Below are 15,307 nucleotides of genomic sequence, written 5' to 3' on the forward strand. Positions count from 1 at the left end.
TGCCCTGACACCGCAGCGGTGCCTTTGCGCTACCCCCTAGGAGGCCATGATGTCTCAGACACCCCCCGACGCGCCCGCCCCGGAGCCCCCCTCGCCAGGGTCCGTGTCGGCCGGCAACGTCGATGCCCGCATCGACGCCATGGCGAAGGTCGGGCTCAGCCGTGCCGCGTGGTTCGCGCTCATGCTCTGCTTCTTCTTCGCCAACTATGACATCTCCGTCCTCACCATCACGTTGCCCTCCATGCGGGACGAGCTCGGGCTGGCGGGGGCCGCGCTGGGGTACCCGGTCACGTGGAACCTCGTCGGCTACTGCGTCGGCGCGTACGCGTTCGGGCACATCGCCGACCGGCACGGCCGGCAGAAGGGCCTCGCGCTGACCATCGCCGCGCTCGGCCTCGGCGGATTCCTCACGGCGTTCTCGTGGGACGTGTGGTCGCTGACGTTCTTCCGGTTCCTGACCGGCTGCGGCATGGGCGCCGTGCTCGCGCTCTGCTCGGCCTACATCGGCGAGCTGGCGCCCAAGCATCAGCGCGGCGGCTACCTGTCACGCCTCTACATGGTGGGCACCGTACTGCTCCTGGTGATCGGGTTCGCGTCGCTGCCGGTGCTGTCCGCCTCCTCCAGCGGGTGGCGGTACCTGCTGGCCTTCGGCGGGCTGGTGCTGCTGGTGCTGCCGCTGATCAACGACAGGGCGCTGGTGGAGTCGCCGCGCTGGCTGGTCGCGATGGGCCGTTCCGCCGAGGCCGATCGCATCGTCCGCCAGATGGAGTCCCGCGTCGGCCTGCCTCCCGGCGGCGCCGTCTCCGTCCCCGACGCCGCCGAAACCGCGACGGCCACTGACGGCAGGCTGCCGGCCCGGGCCCTGTTCCGGCCCCCGTACCAGAGCCGGATGCTCATCGTGCTCGGCTTCTGGTTCGCCTTCTACATCGCCATGTACGGCTACGCCAGCTACCTGCCGCTCATCCTCGAAGGCATCGGCATCTCGACCTCCGACGCGGTCCTGGTCAGCGTGTTCACCCGCGCCATGCCGCTGGTGTCCGGGCTCGCCGCCGTGCTGCTGGTGGAGCGGATGGAACGCCGCACGATGGTCATCATCGGCACGCTGGTGTTCGCGGCCTCGCTGCTGCTCATCACCCTCAACCTGGGCGAGACGGTCGCCACCGTCGGGGCGCTGTTCAGCTCGTTCGGCATCGCCTTCATGGCCACCCCCGCCTACACCTACACGGCTGAGGTGTTCCCCACCCGGGCGCGGGGCACGGCGTCGGCCATCGCGGACGGGGTCGGCCACCTGGGCGGCGCCGTCGCACCCCTCGTGGTGCTGCCCGTACTGACCTCCTTCGGGGCACGGCCGGCGTCGTTCGTGATGGTGGGCCTGCTCCTGATCGCGGCCGGCATCATCCGCCTCGGCGTCCGGACCCGGGACCGTTCGCTGACGGAGATCGCCTCCTGATCGCATCGTGTGAGTATTCGATTACTCCCCGTGCTTTCCGAGCAGGCCGCAGGCCCGCGAATTCCCGCCGGCCGGAACGGGAAACCTCTCCTACCGAAATCACCCAGGGCGGCTGTCATGAGTCTTAGGCCACTTTACTAATTACAGCAACAGGGCTTTTCAACTAAACGACGAACATGCCGACCACACCTTCTCCGATGCAGCGCATTTCACCTGCCACCTGAGCCAGTTTCACATACGGCCTGATTTCCATTTGAGTGCGCCCCGAGATGTCGGCATGCCGTCGTTTGTGATAGAAACGTGTTCTAGCCTTGCCTTGCCGTGTCGAATACTTAAAGCGATTTAAGTCTTAATCCGGACGCCAGGATTCGTTCATATCGTTTCACCTCGTTCCACTGCGTTTCATCTCGTTTCATCAAGTTTCATTGCGTTCCGTTTCCGGTTACCACTTGCTCCCGGCGAGGAATAATCCTCTAATAGCATCCGGGACGCGGAGAGCCGTCGACCTGCGGAACCCCCGTGTAGAGCAGGCGGCCCGCCCCAGCCTGAGGGGCCCAGACCCTACGCTCCAGCAGGCGCATGTACAATAAAATAGTTTCGAACTTGCAGTTCGGCGGTCTCCACCGGCTGCAAGCAGGGGTGGCTGGTGGAGCTGTTTCCCACCTGTTGGGGCAGCGCCGCCCGTCCCCGATTCCGAGGCGACTATCTGTTGAGTCCAGGTGGGCGTCGGAAGCAAGAAGAAGAGGTCTCCCGCGGCAACGGGAGGCCTCTTTTCTTTTTAGGCCCCTCCGGAGAGCGAACGCGCGGCCTTTGGACAAGGCTTCCCCTTGATCGGTCCACCTCTTCCGTGTCTACTGTCCCGAGAGACCGGCGACCTTGACCACAGTGTCGTGAGTGGCGCACAGCGGGGTGGAGGTGCCAGACTCTTACGGGGGAACTCTTGGGCCTCAGTTTGCCGACGGGGTTGTACGCGAGGGGTCTCTCCACAGGCCAGTGCCAAACGGCTGTTTTCTCGCCGTTCAGGTGCCCACCTGGACTCGACAGTTATGCACCCGGAATTTAGGAGGCCCTTAATGACTTCGTCGGCGTCTCCTCCCCCTGCCAGGGGCGCGAACCCCAGCAGAGGGAAGAAGCAGACTCAACGTCCGGCTCAGAGGAGGCCGACCCAACCTCCGGCCCAGCCCTCCGGCGGACAATCTCCCAGGGAACAGCAGGCTCTCTGGGTGATCGTGTTCGTCGGGGTGCTCGTGACATACGTGACCTATATGGTCCTGCTGCTCCCTCAGGGATATGACCTGTGGGTGGCCTTGGCCGGTGCGACGACGACGTGTGTCGTCGCCGGCCACGTCACCCGCACGATCGTGATGGTCTCCGTCGACCAGGGCATGGTCGGCGCGACGGTTCCCCGGTCGCTCGCAGGCCGGGTCGTGGCCTTCGCGCTCAGGGCCGCCATGGCGGACGCCCCCTCTCGGGATGCCCCGTGCCAGGGCCTGAGAGGGGGAGATGAGTCGTAATGAGTCCTGGTCCGCGCATCGCCGCCATCCCGCTGCCGGGCCCGCAGATGAGGACGATCTACGGGCTCATCAACCACGGTGCTCTCGATCTTTGCGCGACCTTCCTGGTTGAGCACACCTCCTTCCCGAAGAACCTGAAGGAGGCTCAGCACCTGGTCGACTCGCTCAAGGCCGGCAGGGAGTCCCTGGGCATGAAGCAGCCGCTCAGGGTTTCCGAGGCCACGATGGCGCCGATCCGCGAGTTCGTCTCCTCGGGCAAGCGGGTCGAGAGCGAGTTCACGTCGGCCTCCTTCGCAGTGGCGATGGAGGTGTCGATCTCGTTCGAGAGCGCGACTCAGGTCATCATGGAGATGATCGGCCAGAGCCACATCATGAGTCGAGAACGCACGACGGGTCAGTCCCCGGCGGTTGATCGGCAGGCACCGGCGCGGATCGCGGCGGCCGAGCAGAAGAGCGTGCCGGCTCTCCCCGTGGTGGCCGCGCCGTCCAGGACGGTCGCTCTGCCTCCTCCTGCCATGGACACGCCTGGAGGTGATTCTCGTGCGCATCTCGCGCGCGAGCTGGCACGCGCGCATATCCGAGCCGGTGCGCCGAAGTACAAGGACCTTCAGGTGCGGCTCGCCCCTCTCGCGGCATCGCCGGGCACACTGTCGGGGATCTTCAGGGGGCACCGGCATCCCCGGTGGGAGCTCATGGAAGGCCTGCTCGTCGTCTTCGGCGCCCGCCAGGACGACATCGACGAGCTGTGGCTCCCCCTGTGGCTGAGGGCGAGGGAGTGCGTCCACCCCGTCGGCGCGCTTCCGGCCGTGCGCTTGTCGGCGGTAGCCGACCGCTATCCGGACATGCCTCCCACCCGGGCTCTCCGGCAGGCCCCAGCGGCGGGCTAGAGCCGTGCCGTTCGCCGGTTTGCCGAGGGCTATGCCGCTCGCCGCCGAACCGGCCCGGTCGCTCTTCATGCGTGATCCGCCCTCGCGCGGGAACGCCCGGCGCGCCGTGGCACGCCGGGCGGAGGGGGCCCGTCTCAGACAGCGGCCGTCTCCTCTTCGGCCACGGGCAGGTCGGCGGCGGCCGGGGCAGGACGGCGCAGGACGGTGAGCGCCACGGCGAGCGCCGCGACCAGCAGCCCGGCGGAGATGCCGAACGCCAGCCGGTATCCCCCGGTCAGCGCGGCGGCCTGGCCCGCTCCGGCGACCAGGAGCTCACCGGTGCGCGAGGCGGCCATCGTGGACAGCACCGCCACGCCGATGGCCATCCCCACCTGCTGGGTGGTGTTGAAGAAGCCGGAGGCCAGCCCGGCGTCGCTCTCCTGGGCGCCGGACATGGCCAGCGTGACCAGCGCCGGGAGCACCAGCCCGCCGCCCGAGATCAGCACCATCGCCGGGAGCAGGTGGCTGACGTAACCGGCGTCCACCGTCACCCGGGTGAGCAGGAGCATCGCCGCGATGAGCAACACCAGGCCGGTGATCAGGACGGCACGGGCGCCGAAGCGGGCGCTGAGCCGGGCCGAGACGAACAGCGAGATCGAGCCGATGCCCACCGCGGCCGGGAGCATCGCCAGCCCGGTGTCCAGCGCCCCGTAGCCCAGGACCCGCTGCATGTAGAGCGCGACGAGGACCTGGAAGGCGAACATGCCCGACAGCGCCAGCATCTGGGCGAGGTTGGCGCCGGCCACGTTGCGCGAGCGCAGGATCCGCAGCGGCATGAGCGGGGCCTTGGCCCTGGCCTGCCGCACCACGAAGCCGGCGAGCAGGGCCAGCGACAGCGCGCCGAGGCCGAGGGTGTGGGCGGCGAGCCAGCCGTACTCCTCGACCTTGACGACGGTGTAGATGCCCAGCATCAGACCGGCGGTCACCAGCACGGCACCGGCGATGTCCGCGCCGGCGGCCAGGCCGATCCCGCGGTCGGCGGGCAGCGTCGGCAGGGCGAGCGCGATGGTGATCACGCCGATCGGCACATTGATGAAGAAGATCCACGGCCAGCTCAGGCCGTCGGTGAGCACTCCGCCCAGGACCTGGCCTATCGACGCCCCGGCCGCCCCGGTGAAGCTGAAGATCGCGATGGCCTTGCCCCGCTCCCTGGCGTCGGTGAACAGCGTCACCAGGATCCCCAGGACCACGGCCGAGGCCAGCGCGCTGCCCACGCCCTGCAGGAACCGGGCGGCGATCAGCAGGCCGGGCCCGTTGGCCGCGCCGGCCAGCACGGACGCGGCGGTGAAGATCGCGTTCCCGGCCAGGAACATCGTCCGGCGCCCGATCAGATCGCCCAGCCTCCCGGCCAGGAGCAGCAACCCGCCGAAGGGGATCAGATAGGCGTTGACGATCCAGCTCAGCTCGGCGCCCGAGAAGCCCAGGTCCTGCTGGATGGCGGGCATCGCCACCGTCACGATGCTGCCGTCGAGGACCGTCATCAGTCCCGTCGCGGACAGCACGCCCAGCGCGGTCCAGCGCGAGTTACGCACGTACGACATGGTCTCTCCTGTCTCAAGTCGACAAGAGAGACCGTAGCAGATAGTTCCGTAATAGACGATCCTCTTCAGATCTAATTTGTGCGCTCCCGGGCCCGGCGGGCCTGCTGGGGCCCTTCCGCGGGGGTGGCGAGATGTCCGCCGACCAGGCGGTTCAGGGCGCGCACCAGGACCTCGCGCTCGTCGTCGGGAAGCGCGCCGAGCGCCGCCCGGTGCACGCCGTCCACGATCTCCTGGCTGCGCCTGGCGACGGCCGCGCCCGCGTCCGTGACCGCGATGATCCGCGCCCGCCGGTCGGTGCTCGACGGGCGGCGCTCGGCGTAGCCGGCCTTCTCCAGCGCGTCCACGGTGACCACCATCGTGGTCTTGTCCATGTCGCCCAGCTCGGCGAGCTGGATCTGGGTGCGCTCCTCCTCCAGGGCGTGGACCAGGACGCAGTGCATGCGCGCCGTCAGCCCGATCTCGGCGAGCGCCGCCGTCATCTGGGTCCGCAGCACGTGGCCGGTGTGGTCGAGCAGGAAGGACAGGTCGGTTTCAGTACGTGCGGGAGCCATTGCCGTCATGCCGCCAGCCTACCCAAGTCGTCCTGGAACGGATTATCTGCGAAGCGACGATTAGGATCGAGCTTCTCCGAGGCTCGCGACGGCCTCGACCACGTCAGGAAACGCGTCGATGAACACGTCGACTCGGTGAGCGGCGAAATCCCGGCGCTTCCTGACGCCGCTCTGCAGGCAGGCGATGAAGCGTAAGCCGGCGCCGTTGGCCGCCTGCGCGTCGCCCGGCGAGTCGCCCACGTAAACGCATTCGTCCGGCCGCAGCCCCGCGGCGGCGAGGAGTTCGTCGAAGGCCCGGGGGTCGGGCTTCGTGAAGCGCGTGTTCCCCTCGTGGTAGGCCGCCGCGAGCCGGCCGGCGAGCACGTGGTCGGGAGCGAGCAGGTGCGCGACCTCGATCTCGGTACGCGACGTCAGCACCATGAGGCGGTGTCCGGCCACGGCGAGCCGATCGAGCGCGGCGAGGTTCTCCGGCACGATGACATCCAGCCGTCCGGCCTCCACATACTCCCGGAGCACGACGCGATGAACAGCCGCGAAGTCCGCCACGTCCACGCCGGGGGAACGCTCGGGCATCGCCTCGAGCAACGTCCTGCCCCACGTCGACAGGTGCACCGCCCGGGACATCGGCCGGCGCCCCATCCGCGCCAGCACCTCGTTCTCCATCTCGAAACAGGCCGCCTCGGTGAGGCAGAGCGTGTCGTCCACGTCGATCACCACTGCGCCGATCACATCGCCCAAAGTAGCGCGATTCGCGTGATGGACGGGCGCTCCCGGGGGCATCGACCGACACAGGGCTATGGGTGCGGCTCACATTGACCCGCGCCTGCGGATCGGGCGAACTTGGCTCATCCGAGCTTCGTGGGAGATCTGATGGGACGACGTTCGTGGACCCGAGTGGCCGTGGCCCTCGCGTTATCAACCGGAGCGCTCTTCACGACGCCCGCCGCCGCGACCGCGACGGCGTCGGTGACGCTGGAGGCCACCTACACCTCGGGCCTGGAGAACGGCTGGGCGCTGGTCGAGCGCCTCAAGGACAACTCCACCGGGTTCCAGGCCGAGACCTACCCGTCCGACGGGCGTGGTGATCAGACGGGGCAGACCAAGCGCCTGTTCGGCGACATCGCCCGGCCGCACTCCTCGCGGTTCCTGCTGTACCACGCGCCGGGCTGGCAGACAGGAACCAAGAGCACCCCCGTACTGCTGGTGCACGGCGCCAACCAGGACGCCGATCTGGCCTGGGCCAACCCCAACGCCAGAGGCTCGTACGGCTGCGGCCAGGCCTCCTGTCCCACCACGGGACTCATGCAGCACCTCACCGGGCAGGGCTACAAGGTGTTCGCGATCGGCTTCCCGCATGTCACAGGGGACGGCTACAACTGGGCGGAGCAGATCCACGACGCCGTCGCCAGGATCCGGGCGAAGACCGGCGCGGCGCAGGTGGACGTGATCGGCTGGTCGAAGGGCGCGTTCAACGCCCGCATGTACGTCTCGTCGCTGCGCAAGTCCTGGGGCACGGCCTACGCGGGCGATGTCAGGAAGCTGGTCCTCGTCGGCGGGCCGAACAAGGGCTTCGACTGGGGGTACCGGCACGGCTGGACCCACGATTTCGCCATATTTCCGGAATGTGGGGGGTCGCTGAACGCGCCCGCGCCCCACTCCCAGATGATCTGCTACGGCCTGTGGCGCAACCATCCCGAGCTGAGCTACGAGGGCGATGCCTACCCGGGCTCTGACGACATGCTCTATCGCTGGGACGACGTCTACCCGCTGCCCGCCGCCGAGCAGGACTGGTACACCACCTATTACGGCGGCACCGGCTTCTACACCGCCGGCCGCGGGATCCAGTGGGCCATCGACAAGGGCTCGCTGGTGCGGCCTCTCATCGACGCGGGCACTCCGTCCAGCGTGCCGGTCTACCAACTGTGCGGCAACATGCCGGACATGGCGCTGCTGCACAACGAGCACACGGGGCCGTCCGACGGCGCCGTCTTCGTGGCGAGTTGCGCCGCGGGCGACGGCATCGCGAACCGGGCCGCGACCGCGACTCTCGCACTCAACCACCTCAAACTCGGCTGGTCTTCGACCGCCATGACCCAGATCACCACCTGGCTCGGCTGAGCGTCTTCCCGCCGAGGTCGGCGTGCAGGGCCGTCCGGCGGCGCAGGTGCCGCCGGACGGCCGGTCGCCGTCCGGTTGCGCATGGCGCCGCGCCGGACGGCCGGTCGCCGGTTCACCTGGTCGAGCAGCAGATCGGACGTGACACGCCCGGCAGAAGCTGTTTACCTCCACACTCTCCGCATACTCTAAGTAGTCGGACACTCACTTTCGGAGATGGGAGAGTCGTGCAGCGTCGCCTCACCACCGCCCTGGCCGCCATGCCGCTCGCCGCGACCTTCGCGGCAACCGGGCCGGCAACCGCCTCCACGGCCGCCGCCACGGACGGCTGCGGGACCTCCCGCATCGACTGGGCCGGTCACTTCGTCCAGGCCGGCGGCAAGTCAGCCGACATCAGGGCGCTCTACCCCGCCACCGTCGAAGGCCGCGAGTATCACCTCGTGCTGGTGCGGCGAGGGGAGAGCATCACGCAGCGCATGGTCGGTAACGCGGGCTTCGGGCCGACGCTCAACCTCACGCCGCAGTGCGCCGACATCACCAAACCGTCGAAGGTCACCAGCTTCACGTACACCTACCAGGGCGGTGTCAGGACCTCCCAGCCGTTCATGCGTCAGGACACCGCCGCCGCGCCCTCCGGCAGGCGTTGCCGGGCCCGGGTGAAGGAGATAACAGGCGCGCAGCTCTATCGCTACCAGGACCACGGCCTGATGGCGGGCTTCGCGATGCGACCCATCTCGGCGAAGATCGGGTACGCCACCTGCCTGACCGACCTCGGCAAGACTCTGTCGGGAGACTTCCGCTACGACCGGCCCATCGGCGATGCGAGCTCCGCACCCTTCTACAACAGGGTCAGGTCGGGTGGTGGCAGCCGGCAGGTCTTCTACCGGCTGCTGGAAGCAGGCGAGCAGGGCTACAGGGAGAACAGGCTGTTCGTCCGGAGCGGCGACCTCGTACGCTGCCCCGGCGCCGAATGCGACAAGCTCGCCGCATGGGCCGCCAGGTACGGCCAGGGCTGACGACGCGCAGGACATCAGCTCGGGGACGGGGTGGAGCCGGGAGGGCCATGTTCCTCGACCTTGCCGCCGAGCTTCCTGCTCAATTCCTGCATGAAGGACTTGGACTTGGCCGACAGCGCCCATCGGTCGCCGACGAGGTAGAGGCCGCCGTACATCTCGGCGTAGTCAAGCCACTCACGCTGGCCTTCGGCCGTGACGAAATCGAGGAACACATAGGGGATCCCGTCGCTGGTGCATTCCCCTTTCCGGTAGTCCAGTGCCTTGAGGGTGATCTGGGCGGTGCAGCCGATGGCGGCCGCCAGTTGCTCGACGGTGTACGTGCGGGGTGCGTTTCCCGCAGTCGACTTCGACCCGCTGTCCGCCTCGGCCTGTACGCCGCATGCGGTGAGGGTGAGCGCCGAGGCGATGGCCAGCGACAGGACGATGCCGCCGCGATCGCGCCTCCTGGTGACGCCGGTCAGCCGCGCGGCGCCCTGAGCGCATCGCGGTCGGGAGAAGCCAGCCATGATGTTGCCCTTTCTCGCACCTGATTTGGCCTTACTCCTGACTCCTGGCGACGAGGACGGCGTGGCCAGTCTCCTGGCCACGCCGAACCTCTCTTCTGCCAAAGGGTCAGCGGCAGCGCCTGCCGCTGTTGATGCAGTCGACCACCTGTCCCATCTGCTGCTCGTTCATCAGGTTGATGAAGTCGCTGTGGTCGGTGACCGGCTTGTGCAGCTCTTCGGGAAAGGTGTCGACGGCGAAATTGGGTCCCTGCGGCACGTTGTAGACGAGCCGGTGCTCCAGCGCGGGAATGGGCTGGAAGCCCTGCGGGCAGCCGCCGTCGGCCTGCGGGAAAGTGACATGGGTGCGGTGGTTGGCGCTGTCGACGTTCTGGCCGTCCCAGCAGCTCTGGAAATCGAAGACCCGCACCAGCCTGCTGCCTCGCGGGCAGAGCGGGTACTTGTCCGTCAACTGGCGGTTCTCGAATCCGGTGCAGGTCCATCCGGCGTTGGCCTCGGCTCCGCCGACCCGGGCGTTGCCGGTGATGATGCGCAGGAACTGCGGAGCCGCCACCACCTTGCCGGTCGGGTTGCCCTTGAAGGTGATCTGCACCGAGACCGGGGTGAGGATTTTGCCGACGTTCAGGTCGAGCCCGCCACCTCGCCGGTTGGCGTCGAATTCCTGCTGCCCCAGGGCCCTCAGCACGGGCCAGTAGTGCGTGGACTTGTCGCCGTTGCGGCAGGTGGTGCTGGCCGCCAGCAGGCTCTCGTTGGTGGACTGATTGTTGGTGGACTCGTTCCCCACGTAGTCGTGCGTGTGCTGCGCGCCGTTGGACACGCCGGGGGCCACGATGACGTTGTCGGAGTTGAAGATCCGCTTCTCGTTGCGCCCGCAGTCCACGCTGAACGTTCCTCTGGAGCCGTTCTGCTGCGTGCGGGGTGTTCTCACGTTCGGTTGTACGGAACGGATGTCGACGAAGTCCTCCGGGACGGGCCCTCTGGCCTGGGCCCCGCCGTCTCCGCCGTCGCCGTTGTCGCCGTTGTTTCCGCCGTTTCCGTTGTTCCCGTCGCCGCCGTTTCCGTTGTTCCCGTCGCCGTTGTTGCCGTTGTTCCCGTCGCCGTTGTTGCCGTTGTTGCCGTTCCCGTTGTTGCCGTTGCCCGGGTTGCCGTTCCGCAGGTCACATGACGCCAGGGTGCGGAGGCTGGTCGGAGCCTGGGCGCCGGCGCGCTGGAAGGCGATCTGGATCCGTTCAAGGGTCGCCGTCCGCTTGTCCTTCAGCGGTCCGAGAATCGCATTCTGGACGAAGTTGGGGCCGCCCTGCCCCGCCGAACTCGCCAACCGCCGATTGGCCTCAGCGATCTGGCTCTCCAACTGCTGCAGATTCCGCTGAACTTCCGCCTGAGCGCGATCGGGCACTTGACCCAGCCTGTCCGCCACCTCGGGGCAGACGATCTGACCAGCGGCTCCACCGTTGTTCTGGTTGCCGTTGTTCTGGTTGCCGTCACCCTGGTCACCGTTGTTCTGGTCACCGTTGTTCTGGTCGCCATTGCCCTGGTCACCGTTGTTCTGGTCGCCATTGCCCTGGTCACCGTTGTTCTGGTTGCCGTCGCCCTGGTCGCCATTGTTCTGGTCGCCATTGTTCTGGTCGCCGTTGTTCTGGTCGCCGTTGTTGTTCCCGGTCCCGTCGTCCTGCACAGTGCAGGTGGCCAGGCCCCGGAGGCCGGTGGGTGCTTGGGCGCCGGCGCGCTGGAAGGCGATCTGGATCCGTTCGAGAACCGCCGTCCGCTTGTCCTTCAGCGGTCCGAGAATCGCATTCTGGACGAAGTTGGGGCCGCCCTGCCCCGCCGAACTCGCCAACCGCCGATTGGCCTCAGCGATCTGGCTCTCCAACTGCTGCAGATTCCGCTGAACTTCCGCCTGAGCGCGATCGGGCACCTGGTCCAGCCTGTCCGCAACGGAGGGGCAGGAGATGGCCGGCGCGAAGGCCGTGGTACCGGATGCCCCGCTTGTCGCCGCGTCCGCGGCGCCGGCCGTGAGGCCGCTGCTCAGGACGGCCAGGGCCGTGAGCATGCCCGCCGTCCTTCGTCGGACGCGGGAGCCATGTCGATGTCTCATAATCCCTCTCTCCGTCTGCGCATGCGGCCCGGTCTTGAGGACTCATCGGGCTGCCTCCGCAAAGGGGGTCGCGACCGTCGTCAGAACGAGATACGCGCGTCCGACGCCCAGAGTTCGACATCGCGTAGAAGTTTGTGCGGTGCATTTGCGCGTCAACGTTCCCCTATGCCGCCGATTCATGGAGAATGCACAGATTCACGCAAGTCAGAGGAGTTCACATGCGCATCACCTCGCGCCGAGGTGCGTTCCGTACCCTCAGCCTGGCCACAGCGCTCGCTTTACCCCTGGCGCTCGTCCCCGCCGCAGCGCAGGCGGAACCGGCACCAAGTCCCGCACAGAAGAAGCTGGTCGACTCCGTCACCGCGCCCGCCGTCAAGAAGCACCTGCAGGCGCTGCAGACGATCGCCAACGCCAACAACGGCAACCGGGCCGCCGGCACGAGCGGACACGCGGCCTCACGCGACTACGTCGTCGGCAAGCTCAAGAAGGCCGGCTACAACGTGACGGTGCAGCCGTTCGACTTCGCCTACTTCGAGGAGAAGTCGACCGCCCTGATGGAGCGGACCTCCCCCAACCCGCGGGTCTTCGCCCCGACCCCGCCCGACGGCTCCTCGGTCGGCGACTTCGCCACCATGAACTACTCCGGCTCCGGTGAGGTGACCGCGACCCTGCAGAACGTCGACCTGGTCCTGCCGCCCGGCCCGACGCCCAGCAGCTCCAACTCCGGCTGCGAGGCCGCCGACTTCGCCGGCTTCACCCCCGGCAACATCGCCCTGCTCCAGCGCGGCACCTGCGACTTCCTCGTCAAGGCGCAGAACGCCCAGGCCGCCGGAGCCGTCGCCGCGATCATCTTCAACGAGGGCCAGCCCGGCCGTACCGACACGCTGCTCGGCAACCTCGGCGAGCCCGTCTCGATCCCCGTCCTGGGCGCCAGCTTCGCCGTCGGCCAGGAGCTGGCCTCGGCCACCAGCGTGGTGCACCTCAAGACGGACACCGTCAGCGAGATCCGCACCACCTACAACGTGATCGCCGACTCCAAGTGGGGCGACCCGAACAAGGTCGTCATGTCCGGCGCCCACCTCGACTCCGTGCCGGCCGGGCCGGGCATCAACGACGACGGCTCCGGCAGCGCCGCGACGCTCGCGGTGGCCGAGGCGCTCGGCAAGGTCCCCACTCGCAACAAGCTGCGCTTCGCCTGGTGGAGCGCCGAGGAGCTGGGCCTGCTCGGCTCCACCTTCTATGTGGACAACCCGCCGGCCGCCAACCTGGCCAAGATCAAGCTGTACCTCAACTACGACATGATCGGCTCCCCCAACTACGCGTTCAAGATCTACGACGGTGACGACAGCGACGGCGTCGGCTCCCCCGCCGGCCCGCCCGGATCCGACGAGATCGAGAAGCTCTTCGAGAAGTACTTCGACACGCTGCGCCAGGGCCACAACGGCACCGACTTCGACGGCCGCTCCGACTACGGACCGTTCATCGCGGCCGGCATCCCGGCGGGCGGGCTGTTCACCGGCGCCGAGGGCATCAAGACCGCCGAAGAGGCCGCGCTGTTCGGCGGCACCGCGGGCGAGCCCTACGACCCCTGCTACCACCAGGCCTGCGACACCACGGCCAACATCAACGACAAGGCGCTCGCGCTGAACACCGGCGCCATCGCCACAGCCGCCGTGGTCTACGCCTTCTCCTCCGACCTCCCCGGCCCCGACACCCGCGCGGCGGCCACCGTCCGGCGCGCGGCCACCGACGCCGGCATCGACATCCACGGCAGAGCCAAGAACTAGCGAAAGAGGCCGTGCGCCCGCCATGCCTCATGGCGGGCGCACGGCCCCACGGCCGCCGTCTGTCTTCACATGTAGGTGGCTGGTCATCGTCAGTTCTCCACTGTTCTCCGAAGGGTCGGTGACCCTTCAACAGGTCGTCACATCGGATCGATGAACTCATGCGGATGTATGGCGCCCTTTGGAGAGGAACTAGCCCCGATGTCCGCTTCTGAGAATCCCGAACATGTGACGCGACGGCGGTTGCTGGCCGTGACCGGTGGTCTGGTCGGTGCCGTCGCCGTCGGCGGCCTGACCGGTCCGGCCTGGGCCGATGACCGGCGACCCGGTGGTGGCGGCGGTCGCCGCCGCTGGCTGCCCGGCGACCACCATGTGCACAGCGAGTTCAGTGTCGGCTACGACAACTCCACCACCCCGCCCAAGCCGATCATCGGCGGGGACGCGATCTACCCGCTTTCGGTCAACGCCACGCACGCGCAGCAGTTCGGGCTCGCCTGGATCGTCTCCACCGACCACGGCGGCCCGCTGCACTCCAAGCTGGACGCCGAGCAGCGCTACCCCAGCCTCCTGGAGGCGCGCCGGTCCGTGCCGAAGGTACTGCAGTTCTACGGCATGGAACTGGACACCCCCGCCGCCGACCACTCCAGCCTGATCATCCCGAAGGTGTCCACCGAGCGGGACATCCTGTTCCAGCTGGAGAGCAAGTTCTCCGCGCGCGACCCGTTCCCCGCCGACCCGAGCTTCAACACCGAGCAGAAGATGCTGGAGGCTCTGCGGGTGATGCAGCAGCTGCCGCACAAGCCGCTGCTGTTCGCCAACCACCCTGCCCGCTCCGCCACCGGGCTGGGCGTCTACGGTCAGGACACCCCGGCGGAGTTCCGCAACTGGAACGACACCGCGCCGGACATCGCCCACGGCTTCGAGGGCGCTCCCGGCCACCAGGCCGGCGCGCTCAACAAGGACGGCAGCATCAAGCCGACCGGCGCGCGCGGCGGTTACGGCAACCACCCCACGATGGGCGGTTTCGACCAGATGACCGCCCGGCTGGGCGGCCTGTGGGACTCGCTGCTCGGCGAGGGGCGTCGCTGGTGGATCACCTCCACGTCCGACTCCCACGTCCACTACACCGAGGGCGGCAGCGACTTCTGGCCGGGCGAGTACTCCAAGACGTACGTGCACGCGGGCTGGGACTACGCCGACATCCTCGACGGGCTGCGCAGCGGCCGGATCTTCGTCGTCATCGGTGACCTGATCGACCAGCTCGACCTGACGGTGTCCCGCACCGGGCACGCCCAGGGCGAGGCCAACGGCAACACCGTGAGCGTCGGCGAGACCCTCCAGCTGCGCGGCCGCGACCGTGACGCCGAGGTCGAGGTCCGCTTCCGCGTGCCGCGTACGGCCAACGCCAAGGGCGAGCGCCCCCAGGTGAACCGCGTCGACATCATCACCGGCCGCGTCACCGGCCCGGCCAAGGACCGTACCTCCGACACCAACTCGACCACCAAGGTCGAGGCCCGCTACGGCCCCAAGCAGTGGCGGCGCGAGGGTGACGAGATCGTCGTCCGCCACACCCTGCGCGACATCGACGGCCCCATGTACGTCCGCGTGCGTGGCACCAACACCGACGAGCTCGAGCCCCAGCCCGACCCGAAGGGCTCCGACCCGTGGGCGGACCTGTGGTTCTACTCCAACCCGGTGTTCATCGAGCGCTGACGGAGAAATCAGCCGACGGAGAAGGCAGCTGACCAGGCGCGGCACCAGGCCGCGCCCGGTCGGCGCCGTCCGCCCCCGACCCGGCGCGGGACTACGTGC

General features: G+C 68.2%; 12 protein-coding genes. 7 read left to right on the top strand and 5 right to left on the bottom strand.

Annotated elements, in window-relative coordinates; all coding sequences use genetic code 11:
- The first annotated feature begins 46 nt into the window (after positions 1–46).
- The 3 genes from ABZS69_RS04915 to ABZS69_RS04925 all read left to right on the top strand — a co-directional run bounded on the left by ABZS69_RS04915 (position 47) and on the right by ABZS69_RS04925 (position 3,851).
- Positions 47–1,450: an MFS transporter gene (locus ABZS69_RS04915; protein ID WP_355366558.1), complete on the top strand. Its 1,404-nt coding sequence runs from the start codon at positions 47–49 to the stop codon at positions 1,448–1,450.
- Between the two features lie 1,223 nt (positions 1,451–2,673).
- Positions 2,674–2,964, top strand: a complete 291-nt coding sequence (locus ABZS69_RS04920) for a hypothetical protein (RefSeq protein ID WP_355366561.1) — start codon at positions 2,674–2,676, stop codon at positions 2,962–2,964.
- Positions 2,964–3,851, top strand: a complete 888-nt coding sequence (locus ABZS69_RS04925) for a hypothetical protein (protein WP_355366564.1) — start codon at positions 2,964–2,966, stop codon at positions 3,849–3,851. The genes ABZS69_RS04920 and ABZS69_RS04925 overlap by 1 nt, the downstream gene beginning before the upstream one ends.
- A 134-nt stretch (positions 3,852–3,985) precedes the next feature.
- Here the strand turns inward: ABZS69_RS04925 and ABZS69_RS04930 are convergent, their stop codons facing one another.
- The 3 genes from ABZS69_RS04930 to ABZS69_RS04940 form a co-directional block, all read right to left on the bottom strand.
- The gene (locus ABZS69_RS04930; protein ID WP_355366567.1) at positions 3,986–5,431 is read right to left on the bottom strand and encodes an MFS transporter; all 1,446 of its coding nucleotides are present in this window, start codon (positions 5,429–5,431) and stop codon (positions 3,986–3,988) included.
- A 71-nt stretch (positions 5,432–5,502) separates the two neighbouring features.
- A complete protein-coding gene (locus ABZS69_RS04935) occupies positions 5,503–5,991 on the bottom strand; it encodes a MarR family winged helix-turn-helix transcriptional regulator (protein ID WP_355366570.1) in 489 nt (162 codons plus the stop codon).
- Between the two features lie 51 nt (positions 5,992–6,042).
- Positions 6,043–6,711 (bottom strand): HAD-IA family hydrolase, encoded by a 669-nt coding sequence (locus ABZS69_RS04940; protein ID WP_355366573.1) that lies wholly within the window; start codon positions 6,709–6,711, stop codon positions 6,043–6,045.
- 141 nt (positions 6,712–6,852) lie between these two features.
- Here ABZS69_RS04940 and ABZS69_RS04945 point away from each other — a divergent pair, with 141 nt between their 5' ends.
- Together ABZS69_RS04945 and ABZS69_RS04950 are read left to right on the top strand one after the other, a co-directional pair.
- Positions 6,853–8,100, top strand: coding sequence for a hypothetical protein (locus tag ABZS69_RS04945; RefSeq protein WP_355366576.1), 1,248 nt, complete (start codon positions 6,853–6,855; stop codon positions 8,098–8,100).
- Between the two features lie 224 nt (positions 8,101–8,324).
- A complete protein-coding gene (locus ABZS69_RS04950; RefSeq protein ID WP_355366579.1) occupies positions 8,325–9,113 on the top strand; it encodes a hypothetical protein in 789 nt (262 codons plus the stop codon).
- Positions 9,114–9,127: 14 nt separating this feature from the next.
- Here the strand turns inward: ABZS69_RS04950 and ABZS69_RS04955 are convergent, their stop codons facing one another.
- Entirely contained in the window at positions 9,128–9,619 is a 492-nt protein-coding gene (locus ABZS69_RS04955; protein WP_355366582.1) for a hypothetical protein, read from the bottom strand.
- Positions 9,620–9,725: 106 nt separating this feature from the next.
- Positions 9,726–11,666, bottom strand: a complete 1,941-nt coding sequence (locus ABZS69_RS04960; RefSeq protein ID WP_355366585.1) for a DUF1996 domain-containing protein — start codon at positions 11,664–11,666, stop codon at positions 9,726–9,728.
- A gap of 263 nt (positions 11,667–11,929) precedes the next feature.
- On the opposite strand from ABZS69_RS04960, the gene ABZS69_RS04965 reads away from it, so the two are divergent.
- Positions 11,930–13,498: a M28 family metallopeptidase gene (locus tag ABZS69_RS04965; RefSeq protein WP_355366588.1), complete on the top strand. Its 1,569-nt coding sequence runs from the start codon at positions 11,930–11,932 to the stop codon at positions 13,496–13,498.
- Between the two features lie 198 nt (positions 13,499–13,696).
- The gene (locus tag ABZS69_RS04970) at positions 13,697–15,208 is read left to right on the top strand and encodes a phosphoesterase (protein ID WP_355366591.1); all 1,512 of its coding nucleotides are present in this window, start codon (positions 13,697–13,699) and stop codon (positions 15,206–15,208) included.
- Positions 15,209–15,307 lie beyond the last annotated feature (99 nt).

The sequence above is a fragment of the Nonomuraea sp. NPDC005650 genome, from assembly GCF_040605375.1.
Classification (GTDB): domain Bacteria; phylum Actinomycetota; class Actinomycetes; order Streptosporangiales; family Streptosporangiaceae; genus Nonomuraea.